Genomic DNA, 25,072 nt, shown 5'->3' on the forward strand with positions numbered 1-25,072 from the left:
CGAACAAACCGCAGCCGAACAGGACGCCACTATGCTGACCAAAAAACAGCTACAACTGCTTGAATTCATTCACAAACGGGTTCAAAAAGATGGCGTTCCGCCTTCTTTCGATGAAATGAAAGAAGAATTGGGTCTTCGGTCTAAATCTGGCATCCACCGTTTGATTACGGGGTTAGAGGAACGCGGGTATATCACCCGACTAGCTCATCGTGCACGTGCCTTAGAAATCACTCGCCTACCCGATGCGCTTGCGTCAAAAACTGGGTTTAAGCCACGCGTGATTGAGGGGGATCGCCCTGACAGCACGCCACCGGCGGCGCAACCCGTTACAGCGTCTGGCGCATTGGAATTGCCTGTCATGGGCCGCATCGCTGCTGGTGTTCCAATCGCCGCGATTTCCGAAGTGTCGCATAATATCGCGGTCCCTCAGTCCATGGTCGGCGCTGGAGAACATTACGCGCTAGAGGTCAAAGGGGATTCAATGATCGATGCCGGTATTAACGACGGCGATATCGTGATCATTCGGGAAACGAAATCCGCGGACAATGGCGATATCGTTGTCGCATTGGTCGAAGGCGCGGAAGCTACGTTGAAAAAATTCCGCCGCCAAAACGGTATGATCGCGCTAGAGGCTGCAAACCCAGCCTATGAAACCCGTATTCTGCACGACCATCAGGTCAAAGTGCAGGGCCGTTTGGTCGGATTGATCCGTAGCTATTGATGAAAATAGGGCATGGCCCCGCCGTTCCATAGGCGGGCTCCTGTCACATCACGGGCTGTTATGATCGCACCATCAGGCGTTATCGCGACAGCCCCAACGTTCCTTAGCACGCCGATATCATAGACGATGCATGGACGTTCAATATCGTCAGACTGGTTCGTAATTAGAATATCCGCACCATCGCATCCCTGGATGCGGCCCAACGCGGTTTTGCCACTCGCTAGCAGCAGTTTTTCATCAGCGATCTGTGTGGTAAAAATGCGCTCGTCGACACTCCAACCGCCGCGCAAAAACGCCTCTGACTGCGCCGCGGCGTCCCCATCGTTTTCCAGCCAGCTTTGCACCGCAAAACCGTCACCTCGTTCTTTTGTGACCGATCGGCCATCAACTGTCATCACGCCAAAAACCGCGCCACTATCTGCAATCAGAATAGCTGGTCTATCTGTTTGCGACCAAAGATAGAACGCCAGTACCAAAATCGGTGTACCCATAAACCGACCAACGCCGCGCCGCGCTGCCAAAATCAATCCGCCGATGGTAATCAATCCCAAAACGTATGGCTCTGGCGAAACAACATGCCCCACTGCGCCATCCCATGACCCGACCATTTGGGCCACGAACAAAATCCAGCGCAGCCCGATGTCCATGATAAACAGACCAAAACTAGCAAGACCGATGGGCGCGAGGCACGCCGCAATCACAGCCCCCGGCATAACAATCATCCCCATAACTGGGACGGCCAACAGGTTTGCGATCAGGCCATAGTGCGAGATTTGGTTGAAATGTGCGGCACCAAACGGTGCAGTTGCCAGGCCAGCAATTAATGACGAGAAAAACACACCAAATGCGGCGCGCGCCCATTTGGGATACTCCATCCCGATCCCACGAATGGCTGAAAATGCCGCGACCAAAGCAGTCGTCGCCGCAAAAGACATCTGGAACCCTGGGCCAACGACTTCTTCGGGTTCGAAAACCAAAATGCAAGTTGCAGCCAATGCGACTGATCGCAAAGTAACCGCTCGCCGATCCAGGATTACGGCGACGAACATAACCGCGACCATGATAAAAGCGCGTTCTGTCGCCACTGCCGCCCCCGACATAGCAAGGTAAGCAGCCCCAGCGCCAATCGCGCAGACCGCTGCGATTTTTTTGACGGGATACCGCATGGCCATACTGGGGAAAAACGCGGCGCCCACCCGCAGGCAGGTGAATACAAACCCAGTCAACAGCCCCATATGCAGCCCAGAAATCGCCAGAAGATGCGCAAGGTTAGTGGCACGTAATAGCGCCATGACCTCTGCATTGATGACGCTACGGTCACCTGTCAGGATCGTCGCCGCAAATCCCGCGGTTTGAGCGGGCATTATTTCCAAGACGCTGCGCTGAATCGACTGCCGCAATCGGGGCATTATCGGAACATGTGCAGGCGCCCCAGCCTGTAAAACGGGCGTTCTTGTATATCCAACGGCCCCCAGGCCTGCAAACCACGCCGCGCGTTGAAAATCATACCCGCCCGGTTCGACTGGACCAGAGGGCGGGGAGAGGTGTCCAGTCATCATCACTCGCATACCGATTTGCGGCACAGTAGGATAAATGTCGCCATGGGCCGAAACACGCACCAAACGCGGCGTTCGGTCAGGCTCCATCCATTTCAGGCGCACGTCCGACAGCGTCATGCGCGTAGCGCCGGATTGTGATCTGTCTAAATGTAAAATGCTGCCTTCTATCGGGCCGTAGTATCGAAAATTCAACTGCGGCGCGGCGACAGCATTCGCGCGGATTGTGGCCAGTCCAACACCCAACAAAACGAGTGCTATGGCCCAGAACAACGGCCTGATCGTTCGGTACCGCAGCCCGATTACCCCGCAAAAAACGAATACTGCTACCCCGCCCCCCAGCGCTCGAACAGACGGTTCTGCCCCCAGTGCGAAATACCAAACAACGCCTGCGCCAATGCAAACGGGAACCCAAACAGACAAATGGCCGCGCTGCGCCGCCCAATGTTGTGACAACAGCATTGCTAGTCGCACTTGTCCTGTCCTTGTTCCGCCTATATCCCCCTTTCTGAGCCGACCATGGTTAGCGAAAGGTTAAAATACCCATGTCCAATACGCCCGTTGTCACCCGCATTGCTCCGTCTCCGACTGGCTATATGCACATTGGTACCGCCCGCACGGCCCTGTTCAGCTGGCTGTATGCCCGCGCTCGTGGCGGAAGATTCCTGTTGCGCATCGAAGACACCGACCGTGAACGGTCCACGCCAGAGGCAACAGACGCAATCCTGAAAGGTATGGATTGGCTGGGTCTGGACTATGATGGAGAAGCGATCAGCCAATTCGCCCGCGCAGATCGCCACCGCGAAGTCGCCGAAGAAATGCTGGAAAAAGGCGACGCATATAAATGTTTCAGCACCCAAGACGAAATTCAGGCGTTCCGCGACGCGGCCAAGGCTGAAGGCAAATCCACCCTGTTCCGCAGCCCATGGCGCGACGCTGACCCGTCGACTCATCCTGACGCGCCATATGTGATCCGTGTTAAGGCGCCATTGGACGGCGAAACCGTGATCGACGATCAGGTTCAGGGCAAGGTCACCATCAAAAACAACCAACTGGACGATATGATTGTTTTGCGTTCGGACGGCACGCCGACCTATATGCTGGCAGTTGTGGTGGACGACCATGATATGGGCGTGACCCACGTTATCCGCGGCGATGACCACCTGAACAACGCGGCGCGTCAGATGTTGGTTTATAACGCGATGGGCTGGCCCCTGCCCGTATACGCGCATATCCCGCTGATCTTTGGCCCAGATGGCAAAAAACTGTCCAAGCGCCACGGCGCGACTGGCGTCGAAGAATACCAGATGATGGGTTATCCAGCCGCAGGCATGCGCAATTACCTTGCGCGTTTGGGCTGGAGCCACGGCGACGACGAATTTTTCACCGACGCGCAGGCGATGGAATGGTTCGATTTTGATGGCTGTGGCAAATCGCCATCTCGTTTTGATTTCAAAAAGCTCGAAAATTTGTGCGGACAGCACATCGCAGCCATGGACGACGCTGCACTGCTGCAAGAACTAGAGGCATTTTTGGCAGCAACAGACGCAAAACCACTTACGGATGCACAGCGCGACGGAATGGCGCGGGGCATGTATTGCCTAAAGGAACGTGCGAAAACCTTCCCAGAACTCATTGAGAAAGCGCACTTTATCCTAACGGACCGCCCGATTACCCCGGACGAGAAATCGGCAAAAAATTTGGATACTGTATCCCGTGGTATACTGAACGAATTGACGCCGCAGTTGCAAAATGCTAGCTGGGACCGTGACGCGCTAGAGGGGATTGTCGCACAAACCGCAGAAGCCCATGACACCAAGCTGGGCAAGCTCGCAGGGCCGCTTCGTGCGGCGCTGGCAGGTCGGTCGGTAACCCCAAGCGTTTTCGATATGATGCTTGTTTTGGGAAAGGATGAAACCATTTCCCGACTACAAGACGCAGCCGCCTAAACCGACTGTTACAATCGGTCGTTATAGGACGGAATTCAGGACCATCCCGAAGGGGCGTAGCGCGCCCCGCGGGACTCTAACAGGGGATTTTAAATGGCCGATACACAAAAAACCGCTACGCTGACCATCGACGGGCAGTCGTATGAACTTCCGATCCACTCGCCGACTTGTGGCCCGGACGTCATCGACATCCGCAAACTGTATGGTCAGGCTGGCGTCTTCACTTACGACCCTGGCTTCACCTCGACTGCGGCCTGTGATTCCACCATCACCTACATTGATGGCGACAAAGGCGAACTGCTGCACCGCGGCTATCCAATCGACCAGCTGGCTGGCGACTCGCACTATCTAGAAGTCTGCTACCTACTGCTGTACGGCAACCTGCCGTCAAAAGCAGAGCTGGAGAAGTTTGAAAAAACGATCACCATGCACACCATGATCCATGAACAGATGCATGGGTTCTTCCGTGGTTTCCGCCGCGACGCACACCCAATGGCAACCATGGTTGGTGTTGTTGGTGCGATGTCCGCATTCTACCACGACTCGACCGATATCACCGACCCACGTCAGCGCGAAATCGCTTCGCACCGCCTGATCGCGAAAATGCCAACCATCGCTGCGATGGCATATAAATATTCGATCGGCCAGCCGTTCGTGTACCCACGCAACGATCTGGATTACGCTGCAAACTTCTTGCACATGTGCTTTGCTGTTCCTGCAGAGGAATACAATGTCGACCCGATCCTGTCGCGCGCAATGGACCGTATTTTCACCCTGCACGCAGACCACGAACAGAACGCATCGACATCGACCGTGCGTTTGGCATCGTCGTCGGGCGCGAACCCGTTTGCATGTATCGCAGCAGGCATCGCCTGCCTGTGGGGCCCTGCACACGGCGGCGCGAACCAAGCGTGTCTGGAAATGCTGAAAGAAATCGGTTCTGTTGACCGCATTCCAGAATTCATCGCTCGTGCAAAAGACAAGAACGATCCGTTCCGTCTGATGGGCTTTGGACACCGCGTTTACAAAAACTTTGACCCACGCGCGACTGTGATGAAACAATCCGCTGACGAAGTTCTGGATCTGCTGGGCGTCGAAGATAACCCAATCCTGCAAGTTGCGAAGGAACTGGAAAAACAGGCTCTGTCCGATCCATATTTCGCAGAGAAAAAGCTGTTCCCGAACGTCGACTTCTATTCGGGCATCATCCTAGAGGCGATGGGTTTCCCAACCTCGATGTTCACCCCGATCTTTGCGCTGTCGCGTACCGTTGGCTGGGTCAGCCAGTGGAAAGAACAGCTGGGCGACCCGGGCATGAAAATCGGCCGTCCTCGCCAGTTGTACAAAGGCGAAGCAGCCCGCGATTACACGCCTGTAGACGAACGTTAATTCTACGAAAGGCCGCCCCAATCGGGCGGCCTTTTTACTCTGCCGGTGCTGCAATCTGGGCGGTTGATCTGGGCCACCACCGACGCGGCTCTAACCCTAATTCATCGCGCCCTTTCATAAGCCACGCGGCACAAAACGCCCAAATCGCGATCGCCTCTAGCCATAGGACGATGCGTAGGTCCATCACCATCCGCTGCGCCGTACCTGATCCATGAACCTTAACCGTGGACGCCGCGATAATCAGAACTGTCATCGCAACAATCGTCACACCGCACATTCGGTAAATGCGTCCGCGCAATGGATCGCAGAACCGTGGAAATTTGACGATGCACATGTAGGCAAGGCTGACGAAAAAGATGATTGCGGACAGGTAGTGACCTGTCGTTGCCGCATCCTTTCCCAGAATGATTTGCAAAAGCGTCGAAATGCCAGCGGCTTGCGGGCCTTCGTTTGGGAACATCGCGATTCCGATCGCTGCAAACCCCGCGATTCGATAGACGAAATCATCAGGCGATGTTCGCATTGCGCCGCCGCCATGGGTTATCAGAAAAAATGCGACTGCGCACAGAATGCCAACAAACACATCGCGTAGAACCGTATGATAATAATCAGAAATAGACGGTTCGATCTGGCGTAGTGGTAACAGACCGCCGACAATCAAAAACAATGGCAGCAGGATACCCAAATACCCCAGAGACTGCCGGACACGGAAATACGAATGAACCAGCTCTTCGCGGGTTACCTCGGACATAGAACAAACACTCGGAAACAAATACGGCGACAGGATGCCTGCCGCCGTTGTGTCCGTCACTACAGGAAAACCTTACCGGCCTTCGAACTGCGGTTTACGTTTTTCCAGAAATGCCATCACGCCTTCGCGAAAATCGCGGGTTCGACCGCATTTGCCCTGAAGCTTTGCCTCTAGGTCCAGTTGGTCGTTCAAACTGTTGCCTTGCGACGCCCGCAGGGCTTGTTTGATATATAGATAGGTTTCGGTCGGGCCTTGGGCCAGATGCGCAGCACGGGTTCGCCAATAGGCATCAAAACCATCGTCTGGGATTGCCTCGTAGATCATGCCCCAATCAGCCGCTTTGCGTGCAGGAATTTTGTCCGCAAATAGCGCCGCCCCCATGGCTTTGGCCAAACCGATCTGACGTGGCAAAAACCATGTTCCGCCTGCATCGGGGATCAATCCGATATTAGAAAACGCCTGCATGAAATAGCTGCTTTCAGTCGCGATCACGACGTCTGCCCCCAGTGCAAGGTTCGCCCCTGCCCCAACAGCCGGACCATTGACAGCAGAGATCACCGGCACAGGGCAATCATACATCGCATTCAGCATTGGCACGTATTCGTCGCGCAAAACGCGGGCCAGATCCAGATTTGCGGCATTCCCGCCGTCACCCAGATCCTGACCCGAACAAAACGCGGGTCCTGCACCGGTCAACACGATCACCCGCGACCGCGTCTGCGCGTCTTTGATCGCATGAGTGATTTCTGCACGCATCTGCGAATTCAGCGCATTCATCTTGTCCGGACGATTTAGCGTAATCACTGCGACATCGTCCGAGATTTCTAATTTAATGGCGGCGTAATCCATTGGCGCTCCTCTTCGCTTTGCGCAAACGTTACTAAACGCAAACAGTTTAAAAAGCGAAACCCAGCGTCACGATTTCAAAATTTCGTCCAGTCTGGCTTTTTCCGCGTCGGTCAATCCGGTTTGCAGTTCTGGTTTGCGGCGGATCGCCAAGGTGCCAAAGATGATAGCTAGGACCAAAACAACAATCGGCGCGATCCACAGAATAATGTTTGCGCCATTTGTTTGCGGTTTCAGCAATACATATTCGCCGTATTTATCGACAACGTAGTTCGTAACGCTTTGTTTCGGATTGGCGGACACGAAACGATCGTCGGCTCGTTCAACTAGCGCACCGATATCCAGCCCTGCGTTTTCAGCCTCATCAAGAAACCGTTCGATATAAGGCTCATCAATCAAGAAATCATCATTTGCCACATCCAAGGACGCCATAATATCGCGTTGCGCTGCGGCTATCGTCGGGTCCATCGCGGGGGTGTTAATCTCTGCGATCAAAGCATCCAGATAGCCAACCAGCAGCAAATCACGAACCAAAATGCGCAAATCGCGGCTGATGGCGGCGTTTGAATCGTCGATGTTTTCGTTTTGACAGACTGGACACCGCAGACCCTGCGAAATGTCGCGGGCCGTGGTTTCCAACAACGTGTTTTCCAATATTTCATCGGGCTGGACCGCCTGCGCGACACCAGCGACGACCAAGAAGAGGGCGATTAAGATATGTTTCATTCTGCTGGTACCGCCCCTGCCGTTTTTTTCCGTGCGCCAGCAGCGACCCGCATACGACGGTCAGTCAGCGACAACAGGCCACCAATCGCCATTAGGATCGACCCACCCCAAATCCAATTGGCAAAGGGTTTGACATAGCTGCGCACAGCCCAAGCGCCGTTATCTTGGCGGTCACCAAGCACGACATAGATATCGCGCAAGAACCCGTTATCGATGCCAGCTTCGGTCGTTGGCATACCCGCAACGGGGTAATTGCGTTTCTCAGGGTCCAGAGTTGCGATGAATTGCCCATTTTTCGAAACCGCGATCGTGCCGTGCTGGGCGATGTAGTTGCGGCCTTGGGTCGGGTCGAAATCCAATGTCTCAACGTTTTCCAGTGTGAATTCATACGCGCCCAGTTCATAGGTTCCGCCGATTTCGACGGTGCGGATATCTTCGGTCTGCCACGCAAGCATGGCAGCAATTGCGAACATTACGATCCCCAGACCTGTATGGGCCGTGAATTTACCCCAATCAGCACGCGGCAGGCGCCGAATGCGCGACAACCGCTCTGCAAAAGATGCACGGCCTGCGCGCATCCACAGATCAACAACTGCGCCAAAGACAACCCACGCCCCCAACAAAACACCAATCGGTCCCAATGCAGAACGCCCCGTTTGCAGTGCAAACGCCAGCAGCGCCAAAGCGACCGCCAGCAGCCCCGCAGCCCAAAGTGGTTTCAGCACGCGGGTCAAAGTACCCCGTTTCCATGCCAACATGGCTCCGGGCGGTAGGATCAGGGCCAAGCCGACAAAAAACGGCGTGAACGCCTGATTAAAGAACGGCGCACCGACAGACAGGGTGCGACCTACGGTCATTTCCGCGACCAGCGGCCAGATCGTCCCGATGAACACAACGAACGCCGATACTGCCAACAACACGTTGTTGGCGACCAATGCGCTTTCGCGGCTGATGGTGGAAAACACGCCCTTTGCCTCTAGTGCATTTGCGCGCGCCGCGAATAGCGTCAGCGCGCCACCAACAAAGAACACAAGGATCGCAAGGATAAAGACACCGCGTTCTGGATCATTGGCAAAGGCGTGGACGGACGTAATTACGCCCGAACGCACAAGGAACGTCCCCAACAATGAAAAACCAAACGCCAGAATGGCCAGCAAAATCGTCCAGCTTTTCAGGCTTTCGCGTTTTTCCGTGACAACGGCCGAATGCAACAGGGCAGCGGCCAACAGCCAAGGCATCAATGATGCGTTTTCGACAGGATCCCAGAACCAAAAACCGCCCCAGCCCAGCTCGTAATACGCCCACCACGACCCCAGACCGATCCCGACCGTCAGGAACATCCACGCCGCCAATGTCCACGGACGTACCCACCGCGCCCAAGCCGCATCAACGCGGCCTTCGATCAACGCGGCCACGGCAAAGGAAAACGCCATCGATAGCCCCACATAACCCAGATACAGGAACGGCGGGTGAAACGCCAAGCCAGGGTCTTGCAACAATGGGTTCAGGTCATACCCGTCAAACGGCGGGTTTTCGATGCGGATGAACGGATTCGATGTGAACAGAATGAACGCGAAAAACGCGACACAAACCGACGATTGCACCGCGAGCACCCGCGCCTTTAGCGTTTGGGGCAGATACCCGCCAAACCAGCTGGCACACGCGCCGAACAGTGTCAGGATCAATAGCCATAACAGCATCGACCCTTCATGGTTCCCCCATACGCCCGATACTTTGTACAGCATCGGCTTTGCGCTGTTCGAATTTTCCAGCACCAAAAGCACCGAAAAATCTGACGTCACAAACGCATAGGTCAGTGCGGCAAAACTAAAGGCGACCAATATGAACTGTGATGTCGCCGCAGGGTCCGCAACGGCCATCCAGTTTGTCCAACCTTTGTGAGCCCCAATCATAGGGATAATCATCTGGATCAGCGCAATGCCAAACGCCAGAATCAGCGCGAAGTGTCCGAGTTCAGTAATCATGCCCCTGTTCTAACCGATCAGAGCCCGAGGCCAAATCAAAAGCCGGTTAGAACGATAGTCGCATTGCCGCACCTATACGGAAAATCCGCCCGCTATGGCATATCCAGTGATCGCCATTATCAATGCCCCCAAAACCAGACGCACCAACCATTTCAGCATATCCTCGATCGCATGCAGCCGCGTTTCCACCGTGCTGCGAACGACTTGTTCGACCGCATGGCGGGTTTCTAGCTGCGATAGCCGCCGGTCGATTTGCTGCGCCCAATCATCCGTCATGTTCCTGCCTCCATGCGTCTAATGCGGGATTGTCGTTCGCGGCTGGCGCGGTCAGTGCCGCCCCTGCCCCTAATGCCTCAATCGCGCGAACCCGCTGTGTCACCTCGACCGCTTGCGCTGCTGTGTTGGCAACGGATTGTTGGAATTCATACGCTTTGGCCTGATGACGCGCGCCGAAATAGAACGAAACGATCGCCCCCATCAGCCACCACAAAGGTTCAGGCACCAACGCTATGCCCTGCATCCGTGCAGCGAACCAGATGGGATCGACCATCGCCATGACGAATAATCCCAACGTACCAAAGGCCAACAAGGGTCGGGGCAAACGGTTGGCTCCGTCTATCACCCGGTCGAACGTTCCCTTGTTGGTTCCTCCGAATTCTGCCGCATATTGCTGCAACGCACGGCTTTTGCCATCCGCTTCTCGCGTTGCTGCGTTTTCGGCATTTTCAACAAAGGCACCCATGGTTTCTGTGACCACGTTGCGGCCTTCGCCGAATAACAAAACTGCGATTTGATTGATCAGCCCCATGACGCCACCCGCGCCTGATGGGCGTCATCACTTAGGTGATATTTTTCGTCGATGAAACTTTCGGCGCGGGTAATCCATCCGCCTTTGCCACCATCACGGCGGCGGGCAAATTTACGCAGACTGGGGCGTGCATCCCCCAAACCGTAGTAATAATTGCGCCGCGCGATCCCATAAGCATCCACCAAATGGTCAGGAGCCGCATCGAATGCCCGATGGGTCGCGGCAATCGTTTGCGGGCCCAACACGCCGTCAACATCGACAGTAATCCGCATATCGCACAGAAGGCGCTGAAGGATCGAAATCGCATTCGCCCCAGCGTTCACATACATGTCGAATACAGTTGCCCACATCGGTTCAGGCAGGTCGCGGATCATCGGCCTGTCGAAATAATGTTCGATAAATATGTCGATCGCGTCATTGCGGGTCAGCGCCCGAATGTCCCGATCATCAATCCGTCCGTCACCCGTTTTATCGCGGCCCAATCGCCGCAATGTTCCCAGCGTGACACCAAATTTAGTCGGCCCGCCTGGATCGGCGGGATCGTTCACATAACCACCCTCACGGGCGACGATGTCTTGTGCAATGTCTTGGATTGTTTGCATGTCTTGGCCCCGAATTCTGCTCGGGACCAGACTGGCAGTCGTTCGTTAATTCGACGCCTCAGCAGCGTTCGGGTCAACGTAAACGCCTGTTTCTTTCAGACTGTCCATGACCTCTTTTGGCATATACTCTTCGTCATGTTTGGCAAGGATTTCAGAGGCTTCGAACACGCCATTGATGTACTTGCCGGTGCCGATCATCCCCTGATTTTCGCCAAATAGATCAGGCAAGATGCCGGTGTAGGTTACTGGAATGACTTCAGCACCGTCCGATACACTAAAGGTGATTTCTTCGCTTTCGCCGCGCACCAACGTGCCCTCAACCACCAAACCGCCCAAACGGAATGTCTCCGTCGGTTGGGGCGGTTCTGCGATCACATCCGAAGGGTCACGATAGAAATTGATCCCGTCACGGAATCCGAACCCGATCAAACCACCCGCCAGAACCACCGCCACCAAAGTGATGATGATAATCTGTATACGACGTTTCTTTTTCAGGTTCTTCAATCCGCTCATGGGAACACCGGTGATAGCATCAGGCCTTCGGTTTCAGGCAGACCCAACATAAGGTTGGCGTTCTGTACGGCCTGACCCGACGATCCTTTGTTCAAGTTGTCTAGGGTTGATACGACCAAAGCGCGGCCCGTTTTACGGTCGCCCACCACGCCGATGTGGCAGAAATTCGATCCTGCAACATGGCCCATGCCTGGCGCTTTGCCGAATGGCAGAACGACAATGAATGGCTCGTCTTTGTATTGTGCCTCTAGCGCGGCGTGGATCGCAGCGGCGTCGCCTTTGACGTAGCACGACGCCAGAATACCGCGGCTTGCAGGCACCAGATGAGGGGTGAACATGATTTCCACCGGACGACCCGCGATCGCGCTGAATTCCTGATCGAATTCACCCAAATGACGGTGTTTACCGCCCTGCGCGTAACCTTCGACGTTGGTGGCGCGTTCGGTGAACAGCATGTTTTCTTTGACACTGCGACCAGCGCCAGACAGGCCGTTTTTCAGATCGCAAATGATATCGTCCAGATCAATCAACCCGCCCGCAATCAACGGACGCAGCGCAAACTGAACGGTGGCCGCATTACAGCCAGTGCCAGCAACCAGACGCGCGTTTTTGATATCGTCCCGATAGAATTCGGTCAGGCCGTAAACAGCCTCTTTCTGCAGTTCTGGCGCGACGTGTTCTGCGCCATACCAGAATTCATATTTCTTTGGATCGCGCAGACGGAAATCAGCGCCCAGATCAACGACTTTGACGGTCTTTGGCAGATCGCGCACCAACGCTTGGCTTAGGCCGTGGGGCAAAGCTGCGAATGCTAGATCAATCTGTTCGAAATCGATTTCTTCGATCGTACACAGTTGCGGCAGATCCAGATGGCGCAGGTGCGGATAGACGTCAGACATTTCCATGCCTGCCTTACGATCGGCCGACAGTGCAGCAACACGCAAAGACGGATGGGTCGCAATGATGCGAACCAGTTCAGCGCCAGTGTATCCCGACGCGCCAAGGATAGCGACGTTATAAGTCATGAAAGGCTCCTACTGAGGAGAAGAGATAGGAAGTCTGGCAAAGCGGCGCAACCGCCGCAATGCCACTTTAGGCTGCGACGAATTCGACAGAACGTCGCAAGAATTGGGTCGCACGATCCGAAACTTTGGCGGGATTGCCCGTGGTCAGATATTTGGTTTCCGTGCCCGCGCCCAACATTTCTGGTCGGCGTTTCAGATAATCCTCTAGGCTGGCAGCAACCAGATTGGCCTGAGAGAACACTTTGACATCGGGGCCAAGCGCGCTTTGGAATTCTTTTTCCATAATCGGATAATGAGTACAGCCCAAAATCGCGGCATCTGGTTCTGGCATCTTGCGCATAAGCGCGTCAACGTGGCTGCGCACCAAAGCTTCGGCAAGGATCATATCGCCGTCTTCGATCGCATCTACAACACCGCCACAGGCCTGCGCCTCCACATCCACGCCGATAGCGCGGAATGCCAATTCACGCTGAAACGCGCGGCTGCGCACAGTCGCAGGGGTCGCGAATAGCGCCACGTGTTTCACCTCGACCTCGCGCGGAGGAGAGTTATCCCCCCATTGGCGTTCGGTCAGCGCCTCGATCAGCGGGACGAACACGCCCAACACGCGTTTGTTTTTAGGGACCCAGCTTTCTTGCATACGGCGAAGCGCGGCTGCAGAGGCGGTGTTACAGGCGATGATCACCAGATCACAACCTTCGGCCCACATACGTTCAACCGCTGCGGTGGTCAGGTTATAAATATCTTCGGCATCGCGCACACCGTACGGCGCATGCGCGTTGTCACCGAAATAAACAAAGGGAACGTCAGGCAGGCGTTTCTGGCACGCGTCCAGAACCGTCAATCCACCCAATCCGCTATCAAAAACCCCGACCGCCATTAGCGTTTCCTGTACTTGGCCTCAAATTCATAGCCTGTCACGTTTGTTGAAACAGGCCTTGGACTTAGGTCATACGTTGCTTTGCGTAGGAAATCCATCATCGCTTTGGGGTCAGAACGGAATTGCGCCAATACGTCCGGCGAAATCGGATCACCGACCGCGATTTTTACCTTGGACCCAACCCGCGCTTTGAATTCGCGGATCAGCATACCCATACGCAGTGTATAATTCATCCGACTGGCCATCTGAAACAATCGGCTGTTATGACCGTCGAAATAAATTGGCACGACAGTCGCACCGGATTTAGCCACCATTTTCGCCGTAAATGTACGCCACATCGGATCCAGCGGGCGCGCAAAAGTACTCACCGCAGTCGAAACGGTGCCACCAGGAAAGATGCCAACGCAACCGCCCGATTTGACGTATTCGACCGCCGCGGCGCGGGTTTCCAAATTTGCGCGCATTGCCTCTTTGGTTTCGTCAAAATAAATTGGCAAAATGACCCGCTCCAAATCGGCAGAGCGTCGAAATACCTGATGCGCCATGACCTTGAAATCACCATTGCGCCTTTCGGACAAAATTCTGCCCATCATCAAACCATCCAAAATACCGAATGGATGATTAGCCACTATGACCAATGGCCCGTCGGCAGGAATGTTTTCAAGGCTGCCGCGAAAGACATCTATATCCAGATGATACCGTTCGGCCATCACCTGCCAAAAATCGCGGCCCTGCGCGACTTCTGCATCGTACCCTTTGGCGCGACGGATCAAACGAATGCGCCCCGTTGCGTTCTCTATAACACGTACAACAGCCCTGCCCCCTTTGGTCGACATTGCAGATGCGTAACTGATATCTTTCGCGACGTGTCGCATTTCAGACCTTTTGGACGATTCTTAATAACTCTAGCCAGAAACGGCAGATTGCATTGTCACTTAATGCAAATTTCGTCACTCCGCTGCATCAATTAAAGGCGATTATCCTCACGAACGTAAAATCAAATGTGGAAAATCCGTATTTTGTGCAACACTGTGGTTGCATAGCTCGTATGCGCGTGAGTAATGAGCCGCAAAAACAAAAACAAAGCAGTGAACGAAAGACTATATAATGGATTGGGACAAGCTCCGCATATTCCACGCAGTTGCCGACGCAGGGTCTTTGACCCATGCTGGCGATACGCTGCACCTGTCCCAATCGGCCGTGAGCCGCCAAATTCGTTCGCTAGAAGATTCGCTGAATACGACGCTGTTTCACCGTCATGCCCGCGGTCTGATCCTGACGGAACAAGGCGAATTGCTGTTCGATGCAACCCGCGCCATGAACAAACGGCTCGAAGCCGCCGCCGCGCGCATTCGTGACAGCGAAGAAGAGGTTTTTGGCGAACTAAAGGTCACGACGACCACTGGCTTTGGCACCATGTGGCTGGCGCCACGCCTGTCGAAACTCTACGAAAAATACCCTGATCTGAAAATCGACCTGATGCTAGAGGAACGCGTACTGGACCTGCCCATGCGCGAAGCCGACGTTGCGATCCGCATGAAGGAACCATCGCAGGCCGATTTGATCCGCAAACGCCTGATGAATATCCGTATGCGCCTTTATGCAACGCAGGACTATATCGACAGCCATTCTCCGATTGAAAAGCTGGATGATGTCGCATCACACCGTCTGATCTGCCAGAACCCAAACGCCGCACAGGTCGCAGCGGGCGCGACACTGGTTTCGCACCTTCTTAGTAACGATGTGCAAAACACTCTGACGGTGAACAACTATTTTGGAGCATTGCAGGCTGTACTTGCCAACCTTGGCGTTGGTGTCCTGCCAGACTATCTGACCGAAGATTTCCCGCAGCTTATTCGCGTGCTACCAGACACTGAATCCGGTGAGGTGCCTGTTTTCTTGGCATACCCAGAAGAGTTGCGCCAATCCAAACGCGTCGCCGCATTCCGCGATTTCGTCCAAGAGGAAATCTTTGCACACCGCCGCAAAATCCGTGATCAATTGATCCCTGAATGAGTTGACATGCACTCAGCGCATATCGGGCATGCAGCAATTTAACTCCGATTTTTCTTGATTGCACAAAATTCAATCTCTATCTGCACCCGTGAAGACGCTGATGCTTACACGCTCGGCACCTTCATACCTCCCTGTTGGACTTCGCCGGGCATCGTCCCGGCGATTTTTTTTGCCCTAACGGCACCGGCAGGCCTTCCCCCCAAGGCGTTCCTGCCCTAATAGGGCGGCATTCTATGCCAGCGGGGAAAGTTTCCATGGAAGATCCGAAAATCACCGAAGACCTGATTGCAGCGCACGGCCTAAAGCCGGACGAGTATCAAAGCATTCTCGAGATTATCGGACGCGAACCGACTTTCACCGAAATGGGCATCTTTTCGGCGATGTGGAACGAACACTGCTCATATAAGTCGTCGAAAAAATGGCTTCGCACCCTGCCAACCGAAGGCCCACAGGTTATCTGCGGCCCGGGTGAGAACGCTGGTGTTGTCGATATCGGCGACGGTCAAGCAATCGTTTTTAAAATGGAGTCGCACAACCACCCATCCTACATCGAACCGTACCAAGGTGCGGCAACTGGTGTTGGCGGCATTTTGCGCGACGTATTCACCATGGGCGCCCGTCCGATTGCAGCGATGAACTCGCTCTCGTTCGGTGAACCAACCCACCCGAAAACCAAACAGTTGGTGAACGGCGTTGTCGAAGGCGTCGGCGGCTACGGTAACTGTTTCGGCGTTCCAACCGTCGGCGGCGAGGTTCGTTTCCACTCAGCCTACAACGGCAACTGTCTCGTAAACGCATTTGCCGCTGGTCTGGCCGATGCTGACAAAATCTTCTACTCGGCTGCATCGGGCGTTGGTATGCCTGTCGTGTACCTTGGCGCGAAAACGGGCCGTGACGGTGTTGGCGGCGCAACCATGTCGTCCGCCGAATTCGATGACACGATCGAAGAAAAACGCCCAACCGTTCAGGTCGGTGACCCGTTCACCGAAAAACGCCTGATGGAAGCTTGTCTAGAGCTGATGAAAACCGGCGCCGTTATTTCGATCCAAGATATGGGCGCTGCTGGTCTGACCTGTTCCGCTGTTGAAATGGGCGACAAAGGCGGTCTGGGCATCAAACTGGAACTGGACCGCGTTCCTCAGCGCGAAGAAAACATGACAGCCTACGAAATGATGCTGTCCGAATCCCAAGAACGCATGCTGATGGTTCTGAACCCAGAGCTAGAAGACGAAGCACGCGCCGTATTCGTAAAATGGGATCTGGATTTCGCAATCGTTGGCGAAACCATCGCCGAAGACCGTTTCCTGATCGTTCACGGCAACGAGGTCAAAGCAGACCTGCCGCTGTCGAAGCTGTCGTCGTCGGCACCTGAATACGATCGTCCTTGGGTCGAAACCCCAGCAGCAGAACCGCTGGCCGACGTTCCCGGCGTTGACCCAATCGATGGCCTACGTGCGCTGATTTCGTCGCCGAACTACGCTGGCAAACAGTGGGTTTATGAACAGTACGACAGCCAAGTTATGGGCGACACCGTTCGCAAACCTGGTCTGGGCGCTGGCATCGTGCGCATCCACGGCACCGACAAAGCGGTCGCTTTCGCTGCGGACGTGACCCCGCGCTACGTCAAAGCAAACCCAATCGAAGGCGGCAAGCAGGCCGTAGCCGAGGTTTACCGCAACCTGACCTCGGTCGGTGCGAAACCACTGGCAACCACCGACAACCTGAACTTTGGCAACCCAGAAAAGCCAGACGTCATGGGCCAATTCGTTGGCGCCCTGAAAGGTATCGGCGAAGCCTGCATCGCGCTGGACACGCCAATCGTGTCGGGCAACGTATCGCTGTACAACGAAACCGACGGCGAAGGCATCCTGCCGACCCCAACCATCTGCGCCGTAGGCCTGATCGAAAACATCAACGATGCGATCACTGGAACGGCCCGCGAAGGTCACGTTGCATTGGTCGTTGGTACCACCGACGGTCACTTGGGCCAATCCGCCCTACTGGCCGAAGTGTTCAACCGCGAAGAAGGCGACGCCCCACACGTTGATCTGGCCGCCGAAGTTGCAAACGGCGATTTCATCCGCGCAAACCGCGAATTGATCGGCGCATGTACCGACCTGTCCGATGGTGGTCTGGCTCTAGCAGCGTTCGAAATGGCGGAAACGGCTGGCGTTGGCGTCACCTTGGACGCAGGCGACACCCCTACCCTGTTCGGCGAAGATCAGGGTCGTTACCTGATCGCGACCAGCTTTGACAAAGCCGAGGCACTAATGACCGCGGCTGGCGCGGCTGGCGTACCAATCGCAATGGTTGGTAAATTCGGCGGCACGGACGTGTCCTTCGGCGGCGCATCGGCTCCGCTGGCGGAACTAGCGGAAACATTCCGCACGTCGTTCTACACCTCGATCCACTAACGAAAACGGCCCGCCTCGCGCGGGCCTTTTTGCCCATGGACCTGCCCGACCTCAAATCCGATTGCATGAACTGCGCGGCGCTATGCTGCGTCAGCCTTGTATTGGACAAAGGCAAAATGTTCGCCATCGACAAAGAGGCAGGGAGACCATGCCCCAATCTGGGCGGTCACCTATGCACAATCCACGACGATCTAAAGGATCGTGGATTTCAGGGCTGTATCAACTATGAATGCGCCGGCGCCGGCCAGCGCGTCACCCAAATGCGTTTCAATGGCGAAAGCTGGCGCGACGCACCCGAATTGCTGCCCGCCATGATGCGCGACTTTGCCAACCTGCGCCCTTTGCACGAACGCATGACCATGTTGGTCGCGGCAGAAAAATATCCGCTGACCGACGAATTGGAACAAATGCGCCAGAAAATGCTGCGCAAACTGGCGCGGTCATGGGCAGATACCCCCCAAATGTCTGCTGATTTCGACGCCTTCTTGGAAAAACTGCGGCCTATTGCCCAAACCTGAGGCCGCATTCAGCTTGCAGCGGAAAACCGCAGAGCCTATCTCTATAGGTAATACAGGAGGCCCGCATGGCGATCACAGCAGAACAGATTGAAACGCTAATTCGCGAAACCTTTCCCAATGCCCAGATTCAAGTTCAGGGCGACGACGGACAGCATTTCGCGGCAATGGTCGTAGACGAAAGCTTTCGCGACATGAACCGCGTGCAACAACAGCGCGCTGTCTATGCTGCTCTCAAAGGTAAAATGGACGGCTCCAACGGCGAACTTCACGCACTGGCGCTGACCACCAAAGCTCCGGAATAAGGAAATACAAATGTCCGCTGCAGACAAAATCACCGAAACCGTCACCAACAACGACGTCGTGCTGTACATGAAAGGCACCAAAACCATGCCTCAGTGCGGTTTTTCGTCCCGCGTTGCTGGCGTTCTAAATTTCATGGACGTCGACTATGCTGACGTTAACGTTTTGGCAGACGAAGAAATCCGCCAAGGCATCAAAGACTATTCGGATTGGCCAACCATCCCTCAGCTATACGTCAAAGGCGAATTCGTCGGTGGCTGCGACATCATCACCGAAATGACCCTGTCGGGCGAATTGGATGAACTGTTCGAAAAATCCGGCGTGACCTTCGACAAAGAGAAAGCCGATCAGATCCGGGCGGCAAATCAACAATAAACGTCAAAGGGCGCCCGATCGGGCGCCCTTTGTCCTTTGAAGAACCGTTGGTTAATCCAAACGCCGCTCGCGGCATTCGCGAAACAAGGTCTCTTCGCTGCCTTTGTCCGCATCAAACCATCCCAGCATTGCGCGGTCCTCTTCGACCCACCAAACATAGTCGGACAGAACAGGCGAGTTTTGATACCGTTTGCCTTGCGCAGACGGCGTAGCTGTCAAAATTGTAAAATGTTCCTCGGCGCGCAACACGACCTGATCCGGCCCGCTCGATTCAACATAGATCACATCGATTGCGACATCCCGCTCACAGCGATACAGGACGTGTTCAATTTCTGCCGCTTGCGCAGCAGTCCCCAACAAAACGGTAAATGCAGCAATCGCTCTGATCATGTGTTTACTTTTTCCTCTACTTCATCGGCCAATGCCTCGGCGCGCGCTGCCAATTCCTTGAGCGAGTCCGTCACGGCTGTCGGCACCACAGGCACCTCAACCTTAACTGGATCGGCGACCTTCGCTTCCAGCTCTGCCACCTTTGCCTCGGCTGCACGCAGGCGGTCTTCGATCGCGACCGTTTTATCGGCCAACAACAGGCCTGCCATCAGCAACATTTGCGGCTCTGGCATACGCTGCGACTGGGCCACGATTGCAGACGCTTCGACATCCAGAATCGACGCCGCCGTTTTCAGAAAGTTTTCTTCGCCAGACTGGCATGCGACCTGAAATTTACGGCCACCAACGGTGATATCTACCTGCGGCATTACTTCGCCCCCTCGATGATCGGTTTCAGCTCGTTCAAAATCGCGCCGACTTCTTCTGCTTCGGCTGCACGTAACGCTTTGATCGCGTCCAGTTCAGCAGCCATAGCGCGGTTGATCAGCTCTGCCTCGGTTGAATTATTAACGGCAGCGATCCGCAATTTTTGAGACGCCTCCGACAGTTCCACCTGACGAATACGCAATTCTTCCAGCTTTTCTTCGAACGCAGCAGCCTGAGTTTTTGCCGTTTCAACCTTGGCTGTCAGATCAGCGACCATCCCATCCTGACGATCCTTCAGCGCTTTGACCCGCTCTTCTAGTTGGGATTTGGCATCCTTTTCAGCCGCCAATTGGCCTTCTAACTCTGCAATTCGGTCCGACTGTTCGGCGCCCGCAACTGGTGCAGCCTCTGGCGCGGGCACCGCAGTGGACATGTCTTTCACGCCTGCCCGGATGCGATCCAGCGCGGCTGTAATCCGGCTCTCTAGTTCGCTGATTTCTGTCATCTGCCTGTCCTTTCCGCAACGGGCGATGCGCCCTGTTACCACTTACTTAAGCATCCCCTGCCAAGGGTACGAATCGAAAGTTATTTTCCTGATCGTAAATTATTGGCTGCAGGCCGCAAAGACCTGCACCAGAACGCGCAAGAACAGAGGCTAACGCAAGAGTCTAACTTGATCTTAGTGCTATGACTGATATGACGCTTTCAAACCTAACGCACAGATGCAAAGGATTGGATCATGGATATTGCTGCACTGCGCGCCGCGCACCCTGAACACTGGATGAAAGCGGCTGCCATTCGCACGCTGACACTGGACGCTGTTGCTGCCGCGAACTCGGGACACTCGGGTATGCCAATTGGCATGGCGGACGTTGCAACCGTTCTGTTCCAGAACCACCTGAATTTCGACCCAAAGGCTCCTCTGTGGCCAAACCGCGACCGTTTCATCCTGTCCGCAGGCCACGGTTCGATGCTGATCTATTCGCTGCTGTACCTCACCGGCTACGAAGAAGTGCCACTAGAGCAGATCAAAAACTTCCGCCAGATGGGCGCGAAAACTGCGGGTCACCCTGAAAACTTCCTGCTGGATGGCGTCGAAGTCACCACCGGCCCACTGGGTCAGGGCATTTCGAATTCGGTCGGTTTCGCTATGGCCGAAGAAATCCAACGCGCACGTTTCGGTAAAAAAGTCGTTGATCACTACACCTATGTGATCGCTGGCGACGGCTGCCTGATGGAAGGCGTATCCCAAGAAGCCATCGGTCTGGCTGGCAAACACGAACTGTCGAAACTGATCGTGTTCTGGGACAACAACAACATCACCATCGACGGCACTGTTGAACTGTCCGACAAAACCGATCAGGTTGCCCGTTTCAAAGCATCGGGCTGGCACGTTCAGGAAATCGACGGTCACAACCCAGAAGAAATCGATGCGGCTATCGTTGCTGCAAAGAAATCGAAACTGCCTTCGATGATCGCATGCAAAACCCACATCGCACTGGGCCACGCAGCGCAAGACACATCGAAAGGCCACGGTGCACTGACCAACGCCGAACAGCTGGCAGAAGCCAAGAAAAACTACGGCGCTGAATGGGCTCCGTTCGAAATCCCTGCGGACATCAAATCGCAGTGGGAATCGATGGGCTCCCGCGGCGCAGAAACACGCGCAGCCTGGGAAGCGACCTTTGCTGGTCTGTCGGCCAACAAGCAGGCAGAATTCAACCGTCAGCTGGCTGGTGAAGCCCCAAAGAAACTGTCGGCCGTTATCCGCGCGCTGAAAAAGCAGATCTCCGAAGAACAGCCCAAAGTCGCGACCCGCAAGGCGTCGGAAATGGTTCTGGAAGTCGTGAACCCGATCATGCCTGAAACCGTTGGTGGTTCGGCTGACTTGACCGGTTCGAACAACACCAAAACCGGTGATCTGGGCATTTTTGATCCTGAAAATCGCGCTGGCCGTTACGTTTACTACGGCATCCGTGAACACGGTATGGCGGCTGCGATGAACGGCATGGCTCTGCACGGCGGCGTTCGTCCGTACGGTGGCACGTTCATGTGCTTTACCGACTACGCTCGAGGCGCGATGCGCCTGTCGGCCCTGATGAAACAGTCGGTTGTCTACGTGATGACCCACGATTCCATCGGTCTGGGCGAAGACGGCCCAACCCACCAGCCTGTCGAACATCTGGCAATGCTGCGCGCGACCCCGAACACGCTGGTATTCCGCCCTGCAGACACCGTTGAAACCGCAGAGGCATGGGAAATCGCACTGACCCAAACCGAAACACCTTCGGTTCTGGCGCTGTCGCGTCAAAACCTGCCAACCGTTCGTACCGACCACAAAACCAAAAACCTGGTCGCGAACGGCGCATATGTCCTGAAAGACGCCGAAGCAGGCAAACGTCAGGCCATCATCATGGCAACCGGTTCCGAGGTAGAGATCGCTCTGGCAGCTCGTGACATCCTAGAGGCCGAAGGTATCGGCACCCGCGTTGTGTCCGTTCCTTGCATGGAACTGTTCGACGCACAGGAAGAAACCTACCGCAAAAAGGTTCTGCCAGCTGGTCCAGTTCGCGTCGCTGTCGAAGCAGCGGTTCGTCAGGGTTGGGATAAATACTTGCTGGGCGAACGTGGCCGCGAACAGAAAGCTGGCTTTGTCGGCATGACTGGCTTCGGCGCGTCGGCCCCTGCGGACGAACTCTACGCCAAATTCGGCATCACTGCTGAAAACGTTGCAGAACAAGTCAAAGCGCTGCTGTAAGGCACGCGCGTGAGTAATCCAGAATTACTCAGTCTTTCAGGCGTTCGGCTCCCTTCGGGGGGCCGAATTGCCAGAGAGATGCCCCTAGCGCCCGAAAAACGATCCGAACGCTATATTCAGTCGTTTGATGCGCACACCCTGATTTATGATTGCTTTGCGGATGGCGACACGCTGACACTGATCTGTCCGCGCTTGCTGAACCTATGGCCGCTGGTCCGCGATGGCCTGCGTGTTGACGGCAAACGCGTTCGCATCCGCCGCAAAAAATATCTGCGCTACGAAGAGTTGCGTATTGCAGGTACGTTAAAATCAGACGTGACCGTCACAATCGACGAAAACGTCCTGCCTGTTCCTGTCAACGCCAATGAAACTCAGCGATTTTCAGGTCGCAATGTTCTAGTCACACAGTGCAAAGATACGCCAATTGACTGGATAACTGACTGGGCCAAATACCATGCGGCAGCGCATTCTGTTGACGCCGTTTTACTATTCGACAATGGGTCGACCACGGTTGCGCCAATCGACATTCAAAATGCGCTGCGGTCCATTTCCGGCATAGACACCGCCTATGTCATTTCCACGCCATTTCCGTACGGGGACAAAGCTGGGGGTCGTTTTGTAACGCCAACAAAGTTCCTGCAAACCGCTGTTTTAAACCTAGGTCGGTTGCGTTTCTTTGGGAATGCAGCGGGTGTATTGTCGTTAGATGTCGACGAAATGCTGCCCCCATTAAATGACGCAACGATCTTTGATCTGGCGGAAAAGTCCCGATTGGGGATGATATCCTTTACCGGCGAATGGCTGTTTACCGACAAAGACGGCCCGCAATTGCAAAAGCACCATAATCTGCGGGTACCCGGAAAAACATGTACAAACCCAAAATGGTGCGCTGTTCCGAATAGAGGCGCGGCAAAACTAAGCTGGGCCGTACACCGCCCAGGGGGTATTTTCTCGCCGTTCACCAAAACGGACGCGCTGACCTACTGGCATTGTTTTTCAACATCAACCAGCTGGAAAAAAGATCGCACAGGCCGCCCATCAGGTGCCGAACCCGCGAAATCCGCGATTTTGGCCTTTGAGACCTACATAAAATAAAAGGGGCATTTCTGCCCCCTTATGTTCTTAGTGGCTTGCCGGTTTACCCGTCATTTTCGCAATCAACGGCCCAACAATGCGCGTTGCGACAGGGATCAGCAAAAGCCCGTAAATCAGCCCAAAGATACCGTCGAACAAGGCCGTTACAAACCATTTGACGAAACCTGCACCAGACGAAACAGCGTAAGCCGCCTGTTCAGCAACATGTTTGATCGGCTCATACGGCCAATGCAGGCCAAAATCGTGCAAGCCGTGGATCACGATATTTCCGCCGACCCAAAGCATCGCCAATGTCCCAACAAAGCTAAGCAGTTTGAGCAGATAAGGCATCCCCTTGACCAGACCTCGACCAAAGGCGCGTGTCAGGCCCAACCGAGCCTTTGATGCCAAATGCAGGCCGACATCGTCCGCTTTGACGATCAGCGCCACAGTGCCGTAAACCGCGACAGTCACGCCAATTGCGACCACTGCCAAGGTTGCGGCTTCCATCCAAACGCTACCCGTTTCAATCGTGGAAAGTGCCAGAGTCATAATCTCTGCCGATAGGATGAAATCGGTTTTAATTGCCCCTGACACCTTTTCTTCCTCTAGGTGGGCGGGGTCTTTGATGTCCATATCCTGCTCCACCGCGTGGTCGCCGTGGGGGAACAATTTGTGAAATACTTTTTCAGCGCCTTCGAAACACAAATACGATCCGCCCAGCATCAACAACGGTGTGATCGCTTGCGGAAGGAAATTAGACAGCAACAACGCGACAGGCAGCAAGATGACCAATTTATTGAAAAATGACCCGCGGGTGATTTTCCAAATCATTGGCAATTCGCGTTCGGGTTTGAAACCTGTCACGTAGCTGGGGGTTACTGCTGCGTCATCGATCAAAACGCCCGCTGTTTTACTACCCGCTTTGGCCGCTGCGGCCGCCACATCATCGACGCTTGCGGCAGCCACTTTGGCAATGCCCGCAACGTCGTCCAAAAGAGCTAAAAGTCCGCTCATAAATACCCCCAAAGATTCGCAGGTCCATTGGACCCTGATTGGCCACTTATGGCAACCTTGACATGTTGGCGCAAACCGTTAGCGCAACCGTTT

26 protein-coding genes are annotated in these 25,072 nt (G+C 54.8%); 10 read left to right on the top strand and 16 right to left on the bottom strand.

The window, feature by feature from the left end; genetic code table 11:
• Window positions 1-31 precede the first annotated feature (31 nt).
• The gene (gene lexA / locus BVC71_RS11680) at window positions 32-721 is read left to right on the top strand and encodes a transcriptional repressor LexA (RefSeq protein ID WP_086451871.1); all 690 of its coding nucleotides are present in this window, start codon (window positions 32-34) and stop codon (window positions 719-721) included.
• Here the strand turns inward: lexA and BVC71_RS11685 are convergent.
• Window positions 715-2,751, bottom strand: coding sequence for a ComEC/Rec2 family competence protein (locus BVC71_RS11685; protein WP_240516844.1), 2,037 nt, complete (start codon window positions 2,749-2,751; stop codon window positions 715-717). The two genes, lexA and BVC71_RS11685, sit on opposite strands and share 7 nt — an antisense overlap.
• A 71-nt stretch (window positions 2,752-2,822) precedes the next feature.
• Here BVC71_RS11685 and gltX point away from each other — a divergent pair, with 71 nt between their 5' ends.
• Both gltX and gltA read left to right on the top strand, forming a co-directional pair.
• On the top strand, window positions 2,823-4,226 hold the full coding sequence (gltX, locus tag BVC71_RS11690) for a glutamate--tRNA ligase (RefSeq protein WP_086451873.1): 1,404 nt from the start codon (window positions 2,823-2,825) through the stop codon (window positions 4,224-4,226).
• A 93-nt stretch (window positions 4,227-4,319) separates the two neighbouring features.
• Window positions 4,320-5,615 (top strand): citrate synthase, encoded by a 1,296-nt coding sequence (gltA, locus tag BVC71_RS11695; RefSeq protein WP_086451874.1) that lies wholly within the window; start codon window positions 4,320-4,322, stop codon window positions 5,613-5,615.
• 34 nt (window positions 5,616-5,649) lie between these two features.
• Here gltA and BVC71_RS11700 read toward each other — a convergent pair whose 3' ends face one another.
• The 11 genes from BVC71_RS11700 to BVC71_RS11750 form a co-directional block, all read right to left on the bottom strand.
• Window positions 5,650-6,426 (bottom strand): hypothetical protein, encoded by a 777-nt coding sequence (locus BVC71_RS11700; protein ID WP_133064528.1) that lies wholly within the window; start codon window positions 6,424-6,426, stop codon window positions 5,650-5,652.
• Between the two features lie 12 nt (window positions 6,427-6,438).
• Entirely contained in the window at window positions 6,439-7,215 is a 777-nt protein-coding gene (locus BVC71_RS11705; RefSeq protein ID WP_086451876.1) for an enoyl-CoA hydratase-related protein, read from the bottom strand.
• 66 nt (window positions 7,216-7,281) lie between these two features.
• Window positions 7,282-7,938, bottom strand: a complete 657-nt coding sequence (locus tag BVC71_RS15660; RefSeq protein ID WP_086451877.1) for a cytochrome c-type biogenesis protein — start codon at window positions 7,936-7,938, stop codon at window positions 7,282-7,284.
• Entirely contained in the window at window positions 7,935-9,923 is a 1,989-nt protein-coding gene (locus tag BVC71_RS11715) for a heme lyase CcmF/NrfE family subunit (protein WP_086451878.1), read from the bottom strand. The genes BVC71_RS15660 and BVC71_RS11715 overlap by 4 nt, the downstream gene beginning before the upstream one ends.
• Window positions 9,924-9,995: 72 nt before the next feature.
• Complete coding sequence (locus BVC71_RS11720) at window positions 9,996-10,199, bottom strand: pseudouridine synthase (protein ID WP_086451879.1); 204 nt, start codon at window positions 10,197-10,199, stop codon at window positions 9,996-9,998.
• Window positions 10,189-10,731, bottom strand: coding sequence for a holin family protein (locus BVC71_RS11725; RefSeq protein ID WP_086451880.1), 543 nt, complete (start codon window positions 10,729-10,731; stop codon window positions 10,189-10,191). The genes BVC71_RS11720 and BVC71_RS11725 overlap by 11 nt, the downstream gene beginning before the upstream one ends.
• Window positions 10,722-11,333 carry a holin-associated N-acetylmuramidase gene (locus tag BVC71_RS11730; RefSeq protein WP_086451881.1) on the bottom strand — a complete coding sequence of 204 codons (612 nt, stop codon included), beginning with the start codon at window positions 11,331-11,333 and terminating at the stop codon, window positions 10,722-10,724. The genes BVC71_RS11725 and BVC71_RS11730 overlap by 10 nt, the downstream gene beginning before the upstream one ends.
• Before the next feature lie 45 nt (window positions 11,334-11,378).
• The gene (gene ccmE / locus BVC71_RS11735) at window positions 11,379-11,837 is read right to left on the bottom strand and encodes a cytochrome c maturation protein CcmE (RefSeq protein ID WP_205905975.1); all 459 of its coding nucleotides are present in this window, start codon (window positions 11,835-11,837) and stop codon (window positions 11,379-11,381) included.
• Between the two features lie 5 nt (window positions 11,838-11,842).
• Entirely contained in the window at window positions 11,843-12,871 is a 1,029-nt protein-coding gene (gene argC, locus BVC71_RS11740; RefSeq protein ID WP_086451883.1) for an N-acetyl-gamma-glutamyl-phosphate reductase, read from the bottom strand.
• A 67-nt stretch (window positions 12,872-12,938) separates the two neighbouring features.
• Window positions 12,939-13,751: a glutamate racemase gene (murI, locus tag BVC71_RS11745; protein WP_086451884.1), complete on the bottom strand. Its 813-nt coding sequence runs from the start codon at window positions 13,749-13,751 to the stop codon at window positions 12,939-12,941.
• Window positions 13,751-14,626, bottom strand: coding sequence for a lysophospholipid acyltransferase family protein (locus BVC71_RS11750; RefSeq protein ID WP_086451885.1), 876 nt, complete (start codon window positions 14,624-14,626; stop codon window positions 13,751-13,753). Before BVC71_RS11750 ends, murI begins: the two co-directional genes overlap by 1 nt.
• Before the next feature lie 232 nt (window positions 14,627-14,858).
• On the opposite strand from BVC71_RS11750, the gene BVC71_RS11755 reads away from it, so the two are divergent.
• The 5 genes from BVC71_RS11755 (at window position 14,859) to grxD (ending at window position 19,374) form a co-directional block, all read left to right on the top strand.
• Window positions 14,859-15,767: a LysR family transcriptional regulator gene (locus tag BVC71_RS11755; protein WP_086451886.1), complete on the top strand. Its 909-nt coding sequence runs from the start codon at window positions 14,859-14,861 to the stop codon at window positions 15,765-15,767.
• 254 nt (window positions 15,768-16,021) lie between these two features.
• Window positions 16,022-18,181: a phosphoribosylformylglycinamidine synthase subunit PurL gene (gene purL / locus BVC71_RS11760; RefSeq protein WP_086451887.1), complete on the top strand. Its 2,160-nt coding sequence runs from the start codon at window positions 16,022-16,024 to the stop codon at window positions 18,179-18,181.
• A gap of 35 nt (window positions 18,182-18,216) precedes the next feature.
• The gene (locus BVC71_RS11765; RefSeq protein WP_086451888.1) at window positions 18,217-18,699 is read left to right on the top strand and encodes a hypothetical protein; all 483 of its coding nucleotides are present in this window, start codon (window positions 18,217-18,219) and stop codon (window positions 18,697-18,699) included.
• Between the two features lie 65 nt (window positions 18,700-18,764).
• Window positions 18,765-19,001 carry a BolA family protein gene (locus BVC71_RS11770; RefSeq protein WP_086451889.1) on the top strand — a complete coding sequence of 79 codons (237 nt, stop codon included), beginning with the start codon at window positions 18,765-18,767 and terminating at the stop codon, window positions 18,999-19,001.
• 10 nt (window positions 19,002-19,011) lie between these two features.
• The gene (gene grxD / locus BVC71_RS11775; protein ID WP_086451890.1) at window positions 19,012-19,374 is read left to right on the top strand and encodes a Grx4 family monothiol glutaredoxin; all 363 of its coding nucleotides are present in this window, start codon (window positions 19,012-19,014) and stop codon (window positions 19,372-19,374) included.
• A 51-nt stretch (window positions 19,375-19,425) separates the two neighbouring features.
• Here the strand turns inward: grxD and BVC71_RS11780 are convergent, their stop codons facing one another.
• Genes BVC71_RS11780 through BVC71_RS11790 form a run of 3 tightly spaced genes read right to left on the bottom strand, consistent with a single transcriptional unit; the run spans window position 19,426 to window position 20,635 of the window.
• Window positions 19,426-19,764: an MliC family protein gene (locus BVC71_RS11780; RefSeq protein WP_086451891.1), complete on the bottom strand. Its 339-nt coding sequence runs from the start codon at window positions 19,762-19,764 to the stop codon at window positions 19,426-19,428.
• The gene (locus BVC71_RS11785; protein ID WP_086451892.1) at window positions 19,761-20,132 is read right to left on the bottom strand and encodes a cell division protein ZapA; all 372 of its coding nucleotides are present in this window, start codon (window positions 20,130-20,132) and stop codon (window positions 19,761-19,763) included. Before BVC71_RS11785 ends, BVC71_RS11780 begins: the two co-directional genes overlap by 4 nt.
• Window positions 20,132-20,635 carry a hypothetical protein gene (locus BVC71_RS11790; RefSeq protein WP_086451893.1) on the bottom strand — a complete coding sequence of 168 codons (504 nt, stop codon included), beginning with the start codon at window positions 20,633-20,635 and terminating at the stop codon, window positions 20,132-20,134. The genes BVC71_RS11785 and BVC71_RS11790 overlap by 1 nt, the downstream gene beginning before the upstream one ends.
• A 234-nt stretch (window positions 20,636-20,869) precedes the next feature.
• Between BVC71_RS11790 and tkt the strand changes: the two genes are divergently transcribed.
• Window positions 20,870-22,888 (top strand): transketolase, encoded by a 2,019-nt coding sequence (tkt, locus tag BVC71_RS11795; RefSeq protein ID WP_086451894.1) that lies wholly within the window; start codon window positions 20,870-20,872, stop codon window positions 22,886-22,888.
• 78 nt (window positions 22,889-22,966) lie between these two features.
• On the top strand, window positions 22,967-23,983 hold the full coding sequence (locus BVC71_RS11800) for a hypothetical protein (protein WP_086451895.1): 1,017 nt from the start codon (window positions 22,967-22,969) through the stop codon (window positions 23,981-23,983).
• Window positions 23,984-24,010: 27 nt separating this feature from the next.
• Here the strand turns inward: BVC71_RS11800 and BVC71_RS11805 are convergent, their stop codons facing one another.
• On the bottom strand, window positions 24,011-24,979 hold the full coding sequence (locus BVC71_RS11805) for a DUF808 domain-containing protein (RefSeq protein ID WP_086451896.1): 969 nt from the start codon (window positions 24,977-24,979) through the stop codon (window positions 24,011-24,013).
• Window positions 24,980-25,072 lie beyond the last annotated feature (93 nt).

Origin of the sequence: Marivivens niveibacter (genome assembly GCF_002150005.2) — a bacterium.
Taxonomy (GTDB): Bacteria; Pseudomonadota; Alphaproteobacteria; order Rhodobacterales; family Rhodobacteraceae; genus Marivivens; species Marivivens niveibacter.

Coding starts and splice junctions, on each gene's coding strand:
- lexA (WP_086451871.1), top strand. CDS start 32: ATGCTGACCAAAAAACAGCTACAACTGCTTGAATTCATTCACAAACGG.
- gltX (WP_086451873.1), top strand. CDS start 2,823: ATGTCCAATACGCCCGTTGTCACCCGCATTGCTCCGTCTCCGACTGGC.
- gltA (WP_086451874.1), top strand. CDS start 4,320: ATGGCCGATACACAAAAAACCGCTACGCTGACCATCGACGGGCAGTCG.
- BVC71_RS11705 (WP_086451876.1), bottom strand. CDS start 7,215: ATGGATTACGCCGCCATTAAATTAGAAATCTCGGACGATGTCGCAGTG.
- BVC71_RS15660 (WP_086451877.1), bottom strand. CDS start 7,938: ATGAAACATATCTTAATCGCCCTCTTCTTGGTCGTCGCTGGTGTCGCG.
- BVC71_RS11715 (WP_086451878.1), bottom strand. CDS start 9,923: ATGATTACTGAACTCGGACACTTCGCGCTGATTCTGGCGTTTGGCATT.
- BVC71_RS11720 (WP_086451879.1), bottom strand. CDS start 10,199: ATGACGGATGATTGGGCGCAGCAAATCGACCGGCGGCTATCGCAGCTA.
- BVC71_RS11725 (WP_086451880.1), bottom strand. CDS start 10,731: ATGGGGCTGATCAATCAAATCGCAGTTTTGTTATTCGGCGAAGGCCGC.
- BVC71_RS11730 (WP_086451881.1), bottom strand. CDS start 11,333: ATGCAAACAATCCAAGACATTGCACAAGACATCGTCGCCCGTGAGGGT.
- argC (WP_086451883.1), bottom strand. CDS start 12,871: ATGACTTATAACGTCGCTATCCTTGGCGCGTCGGGATACACTGGCGCT.
- murI (WP_086451884.1), bottom strand. CDS start 13,751: ATGGCGGTCGGGGTTTTTGATAGCGGATTGGGTGGATTGACGGTTCTG.
- BVC71_RS11750 (WP_086451885.1), bottom strand. CDS start 14,626: ATGCGACACGTCGCGAAAGATATCAGTTACGCATCTGCAATGTCGACC.
- BVC71_RS11755 (WP_086451886.1), top strand. CDS start 14,859: ATGGATTGGGACAAGCTCCGCATATTCCACGCAGTTGCCGACGCAGGG.
- purL (WP_086451887.1), top strand. CDS start 16,022: ATGGAAGATCCGAAAATCACCGAAGACCTGATTGCAGCGCACGGCCTA.
- BVC71_RS11765 (WP_086451888.1), top strand. CDS start 18,217: ATGGACCTGCCCGACCTCAAATCCGATTGCATGAACTGCGCGGCGCTA.
- BVC71_RS11770 (WP_086451889.1), top strand. CDS start 18,765: ATGGCGATCACAGCAGAACAGATTGAAACGCTAATTCGCGAAACCTTT.
- grxD (WP_086451890.1), top strand. CDS start 19,012: ATGTCCGCTGCAGACAAAATCACCGAAACCGTCACCAACAACGACGTC.
- BVC71_RS11780 (WP_086451891.1), bottom strand. CDS start 19,764: ATGATCAGAGCGATTGCTGCATTTACCGTTTTGTTGGGGACTGCTGCG.
- BVC71_RS11785 (WP_086451892.1), bottom strand. CDS start 20,132: ATGCCGCAGGTAGATATCACCGTTGGTGGCCGTAAATTTCAGGTCGCA.
- BVC71_RS11790 (WP_086451893.1), bottom strand. CDS start 20,635: ATGACAGAAATCAGCGAACTAGAGAGCCGGATTACAGCCGCGCTGGAT.
- tkt (WP_086451894.1), top strand. CDS start 20,870: ATGGATATTGCTGCACTGCGCGCCGCGCACCCTGAACACTGGATGAAA.
- BVC71_RS11800 (WP_086451895.1), top strand. CDS start 22,967: ATGCCCCTAGCGCCCGAAAAACGATCCGAACGCTATATTCAGTCGTTT.
- BVC71_RS11805 (WP_086451896.1), bottom strand. CDS start 24,979: ATGAGCGGACTTTTAGCTCTTTTGGACGACGTTGCGGGCATTGCCAAA.